The following is a 13879-nucleotide window of genomic DNA, read 5'->3' as shown; positions in this document are numbered from 1 at the left end:
CGATCCGCGCCAAGTACCCGAAGGCCGCGATCCTGGCCCTGCAGACCTTCCGCGGGCGGTACGTCCCCCAGACCCAGGCCGCGGTGCAGACCGTCGCCAACGCCGGTGACCGCAACGTCTTCTTCGTCAACACCGACGGCTGGGTGCCCCCGGACGGCCTGTCCGACAGCGTCCACCCCAACGACGCCGGGCACCGCGCGATCGCGGCGAGGCTGGCGCCGATCCTGACCGCCCACCTCACCCCGACTCCCACGGCCACACCCACGCCTCCCCAGAGCCCGCAGCAGGCGCCGAGCGGCACGCCCGGCGCCTGCGCCGTCACGTACAAGATCACCAACCAGTGGGACGGCGGGTTCGGCGCGGACGTCACCGTGACCAACCTCGGCGACACCCTCAACGGCTGGACCCTGACCTGGGCCTTCGGCGCCGGGCAGAGCGTCACCCAGGCATGGAACGCCACGGTCGCCCAGACCGGGACCGGCGTCACCGCCCAGAACGTCGACCACAACCGCACCGTCCCGGCAGGCGGATCGGTCACCTTCGGATTCAACGGCGCCTGGAGCGGCGCCAACCCGATACCCGCTTCCTTCGCGCTCAACGGCACCACGTGCACGGGAACGGCCGCCACACCGAGCCCGACACCGACACCGACCACCGCCCCACCAAGCAAGATCACAGTCTGGCTGGCCGGAGACTCCACCGTCGCCAACAGCTCCGGCAGCAACATCGTCGGCTGGGGCCGGGAACTCAGCCAGTACCTCACCGCCAACGCCACCGTGGTCAACAGCGCCGTGGGCGGCCGCAGCGTGCAGACCTGGCTGTACGAGTCCGCCGTCACCAGCAGCAAGAACTCCGCCGGTGAATGCGTGCTCAGCTCCACCGCCTACGCCACCCGCTGGCAGGCGATGCTCGACGCCTCCACCGGGATGAAGGCCGGCGACTACCTGTTCATCCAGTTCGGCATCAACGACGGCTCCGCCACCTGCCCACGCCACGTCGGCTCCACCCGGTACCGCGAACTCCTCACCACCATGGTCCGCGCCGCCCAGCAGCGCGGCGCGCATCCCGTCCTGGTGACCCCCGTGGCCGCGCTGACGTGCAGCGGCAGCACGGCGACGCCCAACCGCGGATTCCTGACGGAGACCTTCGACGTCGGCACGGCCACCGGCACCCCGGTCATCGACCTGCACAAACTGAGCTACACCCTCTACAACAGCCTGCGCTTCTGCCCGTTCAACGGCGACTACACCTCCGGCCCCGTCGGCGCGTTCTTCGCCGACGACCACACCCACTTCGAAGCGGCCGGGGCCCGCCAGATCGCCGGCCTGGTCACCAAGGCGGTACGCGACCAGCGACTCGGCCTCACCGCCTACCTGCGGTAACAACCCGACCGGACTGCCGAAGCCCGGCGCCGCCCCGACGGCGGTGCCGGGCTTCCCGCCTGATCAGCGGCGAGGGGCCGTCAGGGTCTCAGTCCTCCTCGGCGTGGCCGGGCCGCCGCCACGGGCCGGTGATGGCGAAGACGTAACCCGGCGACTGGATGTTGGCGAACAGGATGCGGCCGTCGGCGCTGAAGTTGGGGCCGGTGAACTCGCCGTCGTTGATCTCGTTGCGCGCGATCGGGTACGTCTGGCCCCGATCGGTGACACCCACCAGGTGCTGGATGCCCTCGCCGTCCTCCGCGAGGATCACGCCGCCGTACGGCGAGACCGTGATGTTGTCGGGGCCGTCGAAGTTGGTGTCCTGGGTGGGGTCGGGGTTGACGCCGAAGAGCACCTTGAGCGTGACCGTCTCGGTGCGCGGGTCGTAGAACCACACCTGGCCGTCGTGCTCGTTCACGCTGCCGTCGGCATGGCGGGCGAAGCTGGCCACGAAGTACGCGCCGCCGTCGGCCCACCAGGCGCCCTCCAGCTTGCGGCTGCGGGTGATCTGGTCGTCGGTGAACTGCTTGCGGGTCGACGTGGTCTTCGCGTCGCGGTCGGGCACCTCGATCCAGCGGACCTTGAACCGCGTGCCGGGCGCCGTCGCCTCCGACAGGTCGGCGATGTGCTTGTCGTCCTGGTAGCAGCTCATCGCCTCCAGCGTGCCCGCGGTGTCGCCGCCCTCGGACAGCGCCAGCGCCCGCAGCCTGCCCTTGCCGCCGCGGAACTTGCTCGGCGGCGTCCAGCGGTAGTACAGCCCGTTCGGCCCGCCGGCGTCCTCGGTCAGGTAGATCGCCGAGGTGTGCGGATCGACCGCGACGGCCTCGTGCGAGTAGCGGCCCAGGAACTTCAGCGGCACCGGGTCCTGGTTGGCCTGGCGGTCGAACGGGTCGACCTCGAACACGTACCCGTGGTCCTTCTGGAAGGCGCCGCCGGCGCGCTGCTCGGTCTCCTCGCAGGTCAGCCAGGTGCTCCAGGGGGTCTTGCCGCCGGCGCAGTTGTTGTGCGTGCCGGCCAGGCTGACGTACTCGCGGATCCGCTCGCCGCGGTGGTCCACGTCGATGTTCGTGGTGCCGCCGCCGGCGCCCGGGTCGTAGGTCAGTCCGGGCAGCGTGGGCACCCGGTACGGCTCGCTGCCGCCGATCTCGTGGTTGTTGACCAGCGTGGCGCCCCGGCCGTGCGGGAAGCTCGCGGTGCCGTCGGCGTCGCTGGGGGTCGGCTCGCCGCTCTCCAGCAGCGTGACCCCCGCCTGGGCGACGATCTTGTACGAGAACCCGGAGGGCAGGGCCAGCAGCCCTTTCGGGTCGGCGACAAGCGGGCCGTAGCCGGCCGGGGGCTTCGAGGCCGCGAACGCGGCAGGACCGGAGATCGCCTCGAGGCTGCCGGCGAACGCGATGCCGAGGCTGCCCGCGGTGGCGTGGCCGAGGAAGGAACGACGGGATACAGGTGAGGGCATGGGACATTGCCTCCAGAGGGGACGCTGTTACACAAGCCGACCCAACGATGTCACGGAGAAGACGATCGCGCCGCCCGTTGTCCGGATGATGAACGCAGGATGAAGAACCTGCTTGCGGGGGTTTCACCCGTGCGAGGTGAGGGACTCCAGGGGCGCGCCCAGCGTCCTGGACACCTCCCGTGCGGTCTCGGCGACCAGCGGCATCGGGTGGAGCGCGGTGCTGCTGCTCATCCTCTGCGTGCTGGTGTTCCTGCAGTCGACTCCGGTGCTCGGCTGGCTGATCCCCGGCGGATGAGGATTGATCTCCGGTGCCCGGCGCGTAGCCTTACCCGGGCCTGGAAACGACGAACGCGTCGTATCCGGGCAAAGGGAAGAGTGACCTCAATGAACCAGCGCAGGCACCGGGACTTCGTGGAGACGCCCGACGGAGGCTACGTCACGTCGGAGACCGGCCTCGCCGTGCTGGAGAACCCGCTACTCAACAAGGACACGGCGTTCACCCCGGAGGAGCGCGAGAGCCTGGCGCTGGACGGGCTGATCCCTCCGGTGGTCGAGACGCTCGAGGAGCAGGCCGGCCGCGCGTACGCGCAGTACGGCCACCAGCCCACGGACCTGGCCAAGAACGTCTTCCTGTCGGCCCTGCAGGACCGCAACGAGGTGCTGTTCTACCGGCTGCTCGCCGATCATCTCCGCGAGATGCTGCCCGTCGTGTACGACCCGACGGTCGCCCAGGCGATCAAGAGCTACAGCCGCGAGTACCGCCGCCCGAGGGGCGTGTACCTGTCCATCGACGAGATCGACGGCATCGAGCGGGCCTTTCGCAACGTCGGGCTCGGCGCCGACGAGGTGGATCTGATCGTCGCCTCCGACGCCGAGCAGATCCTGGGCATCGGCGACTGGGGAGTGGGCGGTGGCGCCGGCATCGCGGCCGGCAAGCTCGCCGTCTACACCGCCGCCGCGGGCATCGACCCCGGCCGCGTGATCCCGGTCGCCCTCGACGTCGGCACGGACAACGAGGCGCTGCTCAACGACCCGCTGTACGTCGGCGAGCGGCACTTGCGGGTGCGCGGCGAGCGGTACGACGACTTCATCGAGGCCTACGTCACCACGGCCACCCGCCTGTTCCCCGGCGCGATGCTGCACTGGGAGGACTTCGGCCCGTCCAACGCCCGGCGCATCCTGGAGAAGTACACGGGCCGGATTCCCACCTTCAACGACGACATGCAGGGCACCGGCGCGATCGTGCTGGCCGCCGTGCTGGGCGCGGTCCGGGTGACGGGCACGCCGATGCGTGAGCAGCGCGTCGTCGTCCTCGGCGCGGGCACCGCGGGCGTCGGCGTCGCCGACCAGCTGCGCGACGCGATGGTCCGCGACGGCCTGGACCGCCAGGCCGCCACCCGGCGGATCTGGCTGATCGACAAGCAGGGCCTGCTCGCCGACGACATGCCGGACCTGCGCGACTTCCAGCAGCCGTACGCCCGCCCCGCGCAGGAGGACGTCCGCGGCCTCGGGCTCGCCGAGGTGGTGCGGCGGGTCGAACCGACGATGCTGGTGGGCACCTCCACCGTGCACGGCGCCTTCACCGAGGAGATCGTCAAGGCGATGGCGGCCCAGGTCGACAGGCCGATCGTCTTCCCGCTCTCCAACCCGACCGACCGGATGGAGGCCAACCCGGCCGACCTGCTGCGCTGGACCGACGGCCGCGCCCTGATCGCCGCCGGCGTGCCGGTCAACCCGATCACGCACAACGGCGTCACGTACGCCGTCGCCCAGGCCAACAACGCCCTGCTCTACCCGGGGCTGGGGCTGGGCGCGATCGTGTCGCGGGCGAGCCGGATCAGTGACGGCATGCTCCAGGCCGCGGCCGAGGCCGTCGGCGGCCTGGTGGACGTCTCCTCCCCGGGCGCGTGCCTGCTGCCCCAGGTGGAGAACCTGCGCGAGATCTCGGCCACGGTCGCCGTGGCCGTCGCCCGGCAGGCCGCCGAGGAGAACCTGGCCCGCGTCGAGCTGGACGATCCCATCCAGATGGTGCAGGACGCGATGTGGCAGCCGAAGTACCGCAGGATCCGGGCCGACGGGCAATGAACGCGGCCGGCTCTGCCGGCGCTCCGGACGCGGAGCCGGTGGTATCTCGTGCTGACCCGCCCGCGCAAGGGCCGAGGCCATCGCGGCGGGGCCGGATCACGCCCCGGCGTGGCGGCGGATCGCGATGAGGGCGGCGTCGTCGCCGAGGCGGCCGCCGACGTGTGCCAGCAGGTCGTGGCAGATGCCCTTGAGCAGGGCGTCCGGCCGCTCCTCGGTCCGGAGGGCGGCCCGCTGTGCCAGCGGGAAGAACGTGCCCGTGGCGTCGCGGGCCTCGATGACGCCGTCGGTGTAGAGCAGGAGAATGTCGTCCTGCTCGAACGGGAAGCTGGTGAGCATGCTCTGCGCCTCGCCGAGGCCGCCGAGGCCCAGGGGCGGCGCGGGCCGGGAGCAGTCGAGGGAGACGGCCAGACCGTCACGCAGCAGCAGCGGCGGCGGGTGGCCGCAGCTGGCGATCGTGAGCACCGGCCGTTCGTCGGGGATGTCGACGATCGCGGCCGTCACGAAGCTCTCCCCGTACGCCTGCTCCTCACCCTCGCCCTGGCACAAGAGGTCGAAGCTCTCCTCGAGGTCGGCGACCAGGTCGGGCAGCTCCGCGCGCCGGCGGGCGGCCTCGCGGAACGCGCCGAGCAGGGCGGCCGCCTCGGAGATCGCCGGCAGGCCCTTGCCCCGGGCGTCACCGATGATCAGCCGGGTGCCGTGCGGGGTGCGCACGGCGGCGTAGATGTCGCCGCCGATCTGGGCCTCGGCCTCGGCGGCCAGGTAGGCGGAGGCCAGGTGGAGCGGGCCGAGGCGCTCGGGGACCGGGCGCAGCAAGGCCGTCTGCACCGCCGTCGCCACGGAGCGGACCTGCGTCAGCTCGCGCCGCTGGCGCTCCCTGACCAGGGCGAACAGCACCACGAACAGCGACACCAGGGCGAAGCCGACCAGCCCGGCCTGCACGTCCTGGTTGCTCATCAGATGGTGGTGCACGTCGATGAAGACCTCGGACGCCAGCGCCAGTACGCCGATGGCGGCGGTCACCCAGGGACCGGCGAAGGAGGCTGTGACCGCGGGAGCGGCCACCAGCAGCGGCGCGAGGTGGACGCTCCGAGGCGTCAGCAGGTCCGTGAGCGCGATCGCGACGACCATGCTCAACGGGACGGCGATGATTTTCGGACGCGCCAGTAGCAGCCGGTACGGGCGTCCCCTGGGCAACTTCACGCTATCTGTCTACCTGTGTCCTGGCCGCAGGGGTGACCTGTACTGGGGATTCTTTAGCCAAGGGTTCTCCGAGATCTACCGTAATCAGAATGCCTGGATGGTTTCGGATGGCCCCCCAGGCGTGGGCTGCCGCCGGGAGGGCCGGAGTCATGGGCCCGAGCGATCAGGCCCGGCGATCAGGCCCGGCGATCAGGCCCGGCGATCAGGCCCGGCGATCAGGCAGGGCCGACGCTCGCCAGGATCGCCCGCCCGAGGTCCTCCGGGCGGGTGAACTGCGGCCAGTGCCCCGTGGGCAGGTCGACGTAGTCGACGTCGCGGATCTTCGCGAGCTCCCGCACGAACCCCTGCCCCTGCTCCATCCACTCCCGGAGCTTCGCGCTCGAGAACTCGCACGCGATGACGGTGACGGGCACGTCGTAGCGGCGCTCGTCGTCGGACAGCCGCTGCGGATCGCTCGTGACGTGCTCGGGCGTCGGGATGGCGCGCTCGCGGAACGCCGCGCGCAGCTCGTCGTCCATGTCGACCAGGTCTTCCGGCTCGAGCAGCGACCAATCCGGCAGCGGGACCTCGCCGTTGACGACGGGGAGCTCGTCGTTGATCACCCCGCCCTCCCCGAGGGGAACGCTGTCGACGTAGACGACGCGGGCGACCCGGTCGGGGCGCGCGTCGACCGCGGCGTGGGCGAGCGCGCCGCCGCCGGAGTGTCCGACGAGCACCACCTTGCCGCCGGCCGGGTCGTACGAGTCGATCGCCTCGACGACGGCGTCGACGTGGTCGCGCAGGGTGATCTTGGAGCGGTCGGCGTCTTTCGACTCCATGCCGGGCAAGGTGAGCGCGCGGGTGCGATGCCCCGCCTGTGTCAGGGCGGGAACGACGTCGTCCCACGACGAGCCGTCAAGCCAGAAGCCGGGGATCAGGATGATGTCCATCCGCCAGAGGTTAGGCCAGGCCACTGACATTCTGCGGGCGGTCCCCGCTGCTCCCGGATCGTCACAAAATTTCGCCCCAAAGCTATACAAACAGGACGAAAAGCCATAGTCTCGACATGCCCCAGTCAGGGAAAGTGACTGGGGCGCCAAACACGTTGGCGCTCCGGCCGTGAACGCGCGGCCGGAGCGCCGCCCCGTTCCTGGCCCCGCCCCGGGCCTGCGGGCATTGCGATTCATACGCTTTCTTGACGTCCTGTTCAGGTCGATCACCCCGTCCGCGTGGAACGTGTGCCATGCGGTCTTGAAAAAGGGGTGACCGTTATGGTGCTGGCGAAGCGGCCGGCGGCTACGGAAGGGACGCTGCGGTCCTGGCTGTTGGAGGGCCTGCAGACCGACCGTAGGCAGATCGAGCACGGTCCCCACGTCAAGCACCCGTGGTGGCGGGTGATGTGCCTGACCGGCGTGGACTACTTCTCCACGCTCGGCTACCAGCCGGGCATCGCCGCGCTGGCGGCGGGACTGCTGTCGCCGCTGGCCACGGTGTTCCTGGTGGCGCTGACGCTGCTGGGCGCGCTGCCGGTCTACCGCAGGGTGGCGGTCGAGAGCCCGTACGGGCAGGGCTCGATCGCGATGCTGGAGAAGCTGGCGCCCCAGTGGTGGGGCAAGATCTTCGTCCTTGTCCTGCTGGGCTTCGCGGCGACCGACTTCGTCATCACGATGACGCTGTCCGCGGCGGACGCGACCGCGCACATCCTGGAGAACCCGTTCGTGCCGGCCTTCCTGGACGGGCAGCGGGTGCCGGTCACGCTCGTGCTGCTGGCGATGCTGGGCGGGGTGTTCCTGATGGGCTTCAGCGAGGCCATCGGCCTGGCCACGCTGCTCGTTTTCGTCTATCTGAGCCTGAACGCGGTGGTCGTGGGGGCCGCGATCGTGCACGTGCTGGAGGCCCCCCAGGTCGTGGTGGACTGGCGGCACGCGCTGAGCGGCGGCTTCAGCAGCCCGTTCGCCATGATCGGGCTGTCGCTGGTGGTCATGCCGAAGCTGGCGCTGGGCCTGTCCGGGTTCGAGACCGGTGTCGCGGTGATGCCGGTGATCAAGGGCGAGGTCAAGGAGCGGATCAAGGGCGCCAGGCGGCTGCTCACCGCCGCCGCGCTGATCATGAGCGTGTTCCTGATCTTCTCCAGCTTCGTCACGACCCTGCTCATCCCGCCCCAGGAGTTCCGGGACGGCGGCAAGGCGAGCGGCCGGGCGCTGGCCTACCTGGCCCACGCCTACCTGGGCAACGGGTTCGGCACCGCGTACGACGTGTCGACCATCGCGATCCTCTGGTTCGCCGGGGCCTCGGCGATGGCCGGCCTGATCAACCTCGTGCCGCGTTACCTGCCCCGGTACGGCATGGCGCCGGAGTGGACGGGCGCGGTGCGGCCGCTCGTGCTCGTGTTCTCGGCGATCGCGTTCGGCATCACGATCATCTTCCGCGCCGACGTCAACGCCCAGGGCGGCGCGTACGCCACCGGCGTGCTGGTGCTCATCCTCTCGGCCGCGGTCGCCGTGACACTGACGGCCAGGAGGAGAGGCCTGCACCGGTCGGCCGCGGCGTACGCGGCCATCGCCGCCGTGCTGGCCTACACCCTGGTGGACAACATCAGGGAGCGGCCGGACGGCGTCAAGATCGCCTCGTTCTTCATCGGGGCCATCATCGCCACGTCGTTGATCTCCAGGGCCACCCGCTCGATGGAGCTGCGGGTCACGTCGGTGCACCTGGACCCGCTGGCCGAGCAGTTCGTCAACGAGGTGGCGTGCGGCGAGATCCACGTGATCGCCAACGAGCCGCACAAACGGGACCAGCACGAGTACAACGAGAAGCTCCGCGAGACCTGGCTCACCCACCGGCTGCGCTCCTCCGAGCCGGTCGTCTTCGTGGAGGTGACGGTGCCGGACGCCTCGGAGTTCGAGACCGAGCTGCGCGTCAAGGGCGAGGAGCGGTACGGCCACAAGATCCTGATGATCGAGAGCTCGGCCGTACCCAACACGCTGGCGGCGCTGCTGCTGCACCTGCGGGACCGGACCGGCTCGGCGCCGCACATCTACTTCCACTGGACCGAGGGCAACCCGGCGGTCGCGATGCTGCGCTACCTGGTCTTCGGCGGCGGCGACGTGCCGGCGCTGACCAGGGAGGTGCTGCGCCAGGCCGAGCCGCACCGCGAAAGCCGGCCGCACGTCCACGTCGCCTGAACGGCCCTCGCGGGCGTACGGATCACCAGCCCCGGCCGCGCAGGAAGGCGGCGCAGCGGTGGGTCCAGTCGCCGACGACGGGGTCGGCCTCCGCCAGCCCCAGCCCGTGCCTGCCGCTGGGGTAGACGTGGACCTCCTGCGGGATCTGGTGGCGGGCGAGCGCCTGAGCCAGCTGGAAGCTGTTGTCCACGGGGACCGCCTCGTCGTCGGCGGTGTGCCACAGGAACATGGGCGCTGTCGCGGGGCCGACCCGGTGGGCGAGCGTCAGCTCGGCGCGCAGCGGCTCGGGCGCGTCCTCCCCGAGCAGGTTGGCGGCGGAGCCCCGGTGCGCGGCCGGCCCGGTGAGATCGGTGACGGGGTAGCAGAGCACGGCCAGGCCGGGACGGGCGTCGGCCTGGTCGACGGCGTCGTGCGGCCCCTCCGGCAGCATCGTGCCGGTCTCGGTGGCGAGGAGCCCGGCCAGGTGACCGCCCGCCGAGAACCCGAGCACCCCGACGCGGGCGGGGTCCACGCCGTTCGCCGTGGCGTGGTGCCTGACCCAGCGCACCGCCCTGGCGGCGTCGAGCAGCGGCAGCGGGTGGCGGTGCGGCGCGATGCGGTAGTGCACGACGAACGCCGCGATGCCGAGCGAGTTGAGCCACCGCGCCACCGGAGCCCCCTCGTGCTCGGCGAGATGCTGGTAGGCGCCGCCGGGCAACACCACGACGGCCGGGGCCGGATCGTCACGCCGGACGGGGAAGGCGGTGATGGTCGCCTCGCTGGTCATGGGCCACAGGGGGTGCTCGCTCATGCCGTGGATGGTAGCGGGCGGGCGGCCCGTGGCCGGCATGCCCCCTCCCGGGCCCCGGCAAGGGCCGGGCTTAGGGTCGTGAGCATGACAGAACGGATCATGGCCCCCGAAACTCCTGACTGTCGCAGCGCCGGGCGGTACCTGTGGTGGCTGGTCACGAGCCAGCGCGGCCGGATCGCCCTCGGCGCGATCCTGGGCAGCGCCTGGATGGTCGGCCTGACGCTGCCGCCGTACGTCCTGTCGCGCGCCATCGACGACGGGCTCACGCCGGGACGCTGGGACGCGCTGGCCGGGTGGGTCGGCGCCGTGGTGGCCCTCGGGGTGCTGAACGCCTGGCTGGCCATCATGCGCCACCGCACGATGACCAGGGTCCGGATGGACGCCGCCTTCCGCACCGTACAGGTCGTGGCCCTGCACGCGACGCGGCTGGGCGCGACGCTCTCGCGCAAGGTCACGGCCGGGGAAGTGGTCACGATCGGGTCCGGCGACGCCGGAGTGATCGCCCAGGCGCTGACCATCACCGGCCCCGGCGTCGGCTCGGTCCTCGCCTACGTCATCGTGGCCGCGCTGCTGCTGGCCGTCTCGCCGCTGCTCGCCGCGGTGGTGCTGCTCGGCGTGCCGCTGCTCGCCGTGCTGCTCGGCCCGCTGATGGGCCGGCTGAGCGGCGCCGAGACGGCGTACCGGGCGCGGCAGGGGGAGCTGGCCGCCCGGTTCGGGGACATCGCCGCGGGCCTGCGGGTGCTGAACGGCATCGGCGGCAAGGAGGTGTACGCCGACCGCTACCGGCGCGGCTCGCGTGAGCTCCAGGAGCAGGGCTACCGGGTAGGGGCGGTGACCAGCTGGATCCAGGCGCTGGGAGTCGGCCTGCCCACGCTCTTCCTCGGCGCCGTGACCTGGCTGGCGGCCCGGATGGCGGCGCAGGGGGACATCACCGCCGGGGAACTGGTGGCCGTCTACGGCTACGCCGCCGTGCTGGTGCTGCCGGTCACGTTCTTCATCGAGGGCAGCTACGGCCTCAGCCGCGGCCTCGTCGCAGCCCGCCGGGTCGTTCGCCTGCTGACCCTGGAGCCCGACGTCACCGGCGGGGACGCGCGCCTGGACCCGCCGGCGTCGCCGTCGGTCCTGCGCGATCCCGGCTCCGGCGTCGAGATCGCGCCGGGCGAGCTGACCGCGCTGGTCAGCGCCCGGCCGGGGGAGTCCGCGGCGGTGCTCGACCGGCTCGGCGGGTTCACCGGATCCGACGTGACCTGGGGCGGGCTCCGCCTCGGCGACATCGACCGTGCGCGGGTGCGTGAGCGGATCCTGGTGGCGGAGAACGAGGCGGACCTGTTCGCCGGGTCGCTGCGCGACGTCATCGCGGGCAGCGTGGACCCGGACGAGGAGGCCGTCGAGCGGGCGGTCCACGCGGCCATGGCCGAGGACGTCGTACGCGGGCTGCCGGACGGGCTCGACTCACCCGTCGACGCTCAGGGCCGCAACCTGTCCGGCGGGCAGCGGCAGCGCGTACGCCTGGCCCGGGCCCTGCTGGCCGACCCCGAGATCCTCCTCGCGGCCGAACCCACCTCGGCCGTGGACGCCCACACCGAGGCCACCATCGCGACCCGCCTGCGCGCCGCCCGCGCGGGCCGCGCCACGGCGGTCACCACGACGTCGCCGCTCGTGCTGGACCAGGCCGACACCGTGTACTACCTGGTGGACGGCTCCGTCGCGGCGACGGGCAGCCACCGCGACCTGCTGCGCGACCACCCGGGCTACCGCCTGCTGGTGTCCCGCGACACGCACGACCCGGAAGACTCGGACGGCACTGGCGGCGACGGCGGTGCTGGTGGTGCTGGTGGTGCTGGCGGTGCAGACGATGTCGGCGGTGCAGGCGGCTTTGGCGGTGCCCGCGGCGTAGGGGGTGCCGATGGCGGCGCTGGCGCCGGTGCGGACGGCACTGGCGGCACGGAGGGTGTCGATGGCGAGGCCGGCGCGACCGGTGCGCGGCCCGAGGAGGTCGTGCGATGAGCGGTCCGTCCGCCGCCGGGTCCCTGCCCGTCGCCGAGCCCTCCCAGGTCCGCCGGGCCGCGCTCCGGCTGATCCGCCTGGACGCCCGCGCCTTCGCGGCCGTGATCGCGCTCAACGCGCTGGCCGCCGGCGCGGGACTGGTCGGCCCGTGGCTGCTCGGCCGCATCGTCGACGCGGTCAAGGCCGGTGCCGGGGTCGGCGCCGTGGACCGGCTGGCCCTCGTCATCCTCGCCTGCGCCCTGGCCCAGCTCCTGCTGTCGCGCTACGCGAGCTACCTCGGCCACCGTTTCGGCGAGCGTACGCTGGCCCGCGTCCGCGAGCAGTTCACCGAACGGGCCCTCGCCCTGCCCGCCTCGGTGATCGAGCGCGCCGGCACGGGCGACCTGACCACCCGCGGCACCACGGATGTGGCGGCGGTCGGAGCCACGCTGCGGGACGCCGGTCCCGAGGTGCTCATCGCCGCGGTCCAGGCCGCGTTCATCCTGGGCGCGGTCTTCACCCTCGACCCGCTCCTGGGCGCGTGCGGCGTGCTCGGGCTGCTGGGGATCTGGTTCGCCGCCCGCTGGTACCTGCGCCGCGCGGTCACCGCGTACCTGGAGGAGGGGGCGGCCAACTCGGCCCTCGCCGAGCAGCTGGCCGCCACCACCACCGGCGCCCGCACGATCGAGGCGCTCGGGCTGGAGCGGCGGCGTCTCGAGGCGTGCCGGCGGGCCGTCGAGGAGTGCCGCAGGACCCGCACCCGCACGCTGTTCCTGCGCAGCTTGCTCTTCCCGATCGTGGACGTCTCCTACGTCATCCCGGTGGCCGGCGTCCTGCTGATCGGCGGCGTCATGACGCAGGGCGGCGCCGTGACCCTGGGGACGGTCGTCGCCTCGGCCCTCTACTTGCGGCAGCTGTCCCACCCGCTGGACACCGTCCTGTTCCATCTGGAGAACCTGCAGAGCAGCGGCGCCTCGTTCGCCCGGGTCGAGGGCCTCGCCCTGGCCTCGCGGCAGGGGGCGGCGGGCGCGGCCCCGTCCGTACCGGCCTCCGACCGGCTGGAGGTCGCCGGCGCGCACTACGCCTACGACGGCGGCCCCGACGTCCTGCGCGGGGTGGACCTGACCGTCCAGCCCGGCGAGCGCCTGGCGATCGTCGGGCCGTCCGGTGCGGGCAAGACCACGCTCGGCAGGCTCCTGGCGGGCGTGGACCGGCCCCGCGCCGGCACTGTCACCGTGGGCGGGGTGCCCGTCGCCGGCCTCGACCCCGACCGGCTGCGCGAGCGCGTCATCCTCGTCACCCAGGAGCACCACGTCTTCCTCGGCACGGTACGGGACAACCTGCGCATCGCCGCCCCCTCCGCCACCGACGCCGACCTGCGCGCGGCCCTCACCGCTGTCGGCGCCGACTGGATCGGCGACCTGCCGGACGGCCTGGACACCGACCTGGGCCCCGGCGGCCACCGCCTGGACGGCGCGCAGACGCAGCAGGTGGCCCTGGCCCGCGTGGTGCTCGCCGACCCCCACACGCTGATCCTCGACGAGGCCACCGCGCTCCTGGACCCGGGAACGGCCCGCCACACCGAGCGGGCCCTGGCCGCCGTCCTCGCCGGCCGGACCGTCATCGCCATCGCCCACCGGCTGCAGACCGCGCACGACGCCGACCGGGTGGCGGTCATGCAGGACGGCCGGCTCACCGAGCTCGGGACGCACCACGACCTCGTCGCGGAGGGCGGCACGTATGCCGCCCTCTGGCATTCCTGGCACGGGGATTGAGG

The 13879-nt window shown here is 72.4% G+C and carries 10 protein-coding genes; 6 read left to right on the top strand and 4 right to left on the bottom strand.

Annotation, left to right across the window (positions count from 1 at the left end):
- Positions 1–1382: cellulose binding domain-containing protein (locus AB0H84_RS20115; protein WP_357605825.1), on the top strand; the 1382-nt coding region annotated here is incomplete at its 5' end.
- Positions 1383–1470: 88 nt separating this feature from the next.
- Here AB0H84_RS20115 and AB0H84_RS20110 read toward each other — a convergent pair.
- On the bottom strand, positions 1471–2877 hold the full coding sequence (locus AB0H84_RS20110) for an alkaline phosphatase PhoX (protein ID WP_357605823.1): 1407 nt from the start codon (positions 2875–2877) through the stop codon (positions 1471–1473).
- A gap of 136 nt (positions 2878–3013) precedes the next feature.
- Between AB0H84_RS20110 and AB0H84_RS20105 the strand changes: the two genes are divergently transcribed.
- Entirely contained in the window at positions 3014–3172 is a 159-nt protein-coding gene (locus AB0H84_RS20105; protein ID WP_357605820.1) for a hypothetical protein, read from the top strand.
- A gap of 89 nt (positions 3173–3261) precedes the next feature.
- On the top strand, positions 3262–4962 hold the full coding sequence (locus AB0H84_RS20100) for an NAD-dependent malic enzyme (RefSeq protein ID WP_357605817.1): 1701 nt from the start codon (positions 3262–3264) through the stop codon (positions 4960–4962).
- A 96-nt stretch (positions 4963–5058) separates the two neighbouring features.
- Here the strand turns inward: AB0H84_RS20100 and AB0H84_RS20095 are convergent, their stop codons facing one another.
- Both AB0H84_RS20095 and AB0H84_RS20090 read right to left on the bottom strand, forming a co-directional pair.
- Positions 5059–6162 carry a PP2C family protein-serine/threonine phosphatase gene (locus AB0H84_RS20095; RefSeq protein WP_357605814.1) on the bottom strand — a complete coding sequence of 368 codons (1104 nt, stop codon included), beginning with the start codon at positions 6160–6162 and terminating at the stop codon, positions 5059–5061.
- A 215-nt stretch (positions 6163–6377) separates the two neighbouring features.
- Positions 6378–7091: an alpha/beta hydrolase gene (locus AB0H84_RS20090; RefSeq protein WP_357605812.1), complete on the bottom strand. Its 714-nt coding sequence runs from the start codon at positions 7089–7091 to the stop codon at positions 6378–6380.
- Between the two features lie 321 nt (positions 7092–7412).
- On the opposite strand from AB0H84_RS20090, the gene AB0H84_RS20085 reads away from it, so the two are divergent.
- Positions 7413–9326 carry an amino acid transporter gene (locus AB0H84_RS20085; RefSeq protein WP_357605809.1) on the top strand — a complete coding sequence of 638 codons (1914 nt, stop codon included), beginning with the start codon at positions 7413–7415 and terminating at the stop codon, positions 9324–9326.
- A gap of 22 nt (positions 9327–9348) precedes the next feature.
- Here the strand turns inward: AB0H84_RS20085 and AB0H84_RS20080 are convergent, their stop codons facing one another.
- On the bottom strand, positions 9349–10116 hold the full coding sequence (locus AB0H84_RS20080; protein ID WP_357605807.1) for an alpha/beta hydrolase: 768 nt from the start codon (positions 10114–10116) through the stop codon (positions 9349–9351).
- Positions 10117–10200: 84 nt separating this feature from the next.
- Here AB0H84_RS20080 and AB0H84_RS20075 point away from each other — a divergent pair, with 84 nt between their 5' ends.
- Together AB0H84_RS20075 and AB0H84_RS20070 are read left to right on the top strand one after the other, a co-directional pair.
- Positions 10201–12123, top strand: a complete 1923-nt coding sequence (locus AB0H84_RS20075) for an ABC transporter ATP-binding protein (protein ID WP_357605804.1) — start codon at positions 10201–10203, stop codon at positions 12121–12123.
- Complete coding sequence (locus AB0H84_RS20070) at positions 12120–13877, top strand: ABC transporter ATP-binding protein (RefSeq protein WP_357605801.1); 1758 nt, start codon at positions 12120–12122, stop codon at positions 13875–13877. The genes AB0H84_RS20075 and AB0H84_RS20070 overlap by 4 nt, the downstream gene beginning before the upstream one ends.
- Positions 13878–13879: the final 2 nt, after the last annotated feature.

The organism is Nonomuraea sp. NPDC050786, from assembly GCF_040654115.1.
GTDB lineage: Bacteria > Actinomycetota > Actinomycetes > Streptosporangiales > Streptosporangiaceae > Nonomuraea.
Note: the sequence above shows the minus strand (reverse complement) of the source record. Positions and strands in the feature narration are given on the sequence as shown.

Coding starts and splice junctions, on each gene's coding strand:
- AB0H84_RS20110 (WP_357605823.1), bottom strand. CDS start 2,877: ATGCCCTCACCTGTATCCCGTCGTTCCTTCCTCGGCCACGCCACCGCG.
- AB0H84_RS20100 (WP_357605817.1), top strand. CDS start 3,262: ATGAACCAGCGCAGGCACCGGGACTTCGTGGAGACGCCCGACGGAGGC.
- AB0H84_RS20090 (WP_357605812.1), bottom strand. CDS start 7,091: ATGGACATCATCCTGATCCCCGGCTTCTGGCTTGACGGCTCGTCGTGG.
- AB0H84_RS20085 (WP_357605809.1), top strand. CDS start 7,413: ATGGTGCTGGCGAAGCGGCCGGCGGCTACGGAAGGGACGCTGCGGTCC.
- AB0H84_RS20080 (WP_357605807.1), bottom strand. CDS start 10,116: ATGAGCGAGCACCCCCTGTGGCCCATGACCAGCGAGGCGACCATCACC.
- AB0H84_RS20075 (WP_357605804.1), top strand. CDS start 10,201: ATGACAGAACGGATCATGGCCCCCGAAACTCCTGACTGTCGCAGCGCC.
- AB0H84_RS20070 (WP_357605801.1), top strand. CDS start 12,120: ATGAGCGGTCCGTCCGCCGCCGGGTCCCTGCCCGTCGCCGAGCCCTCC.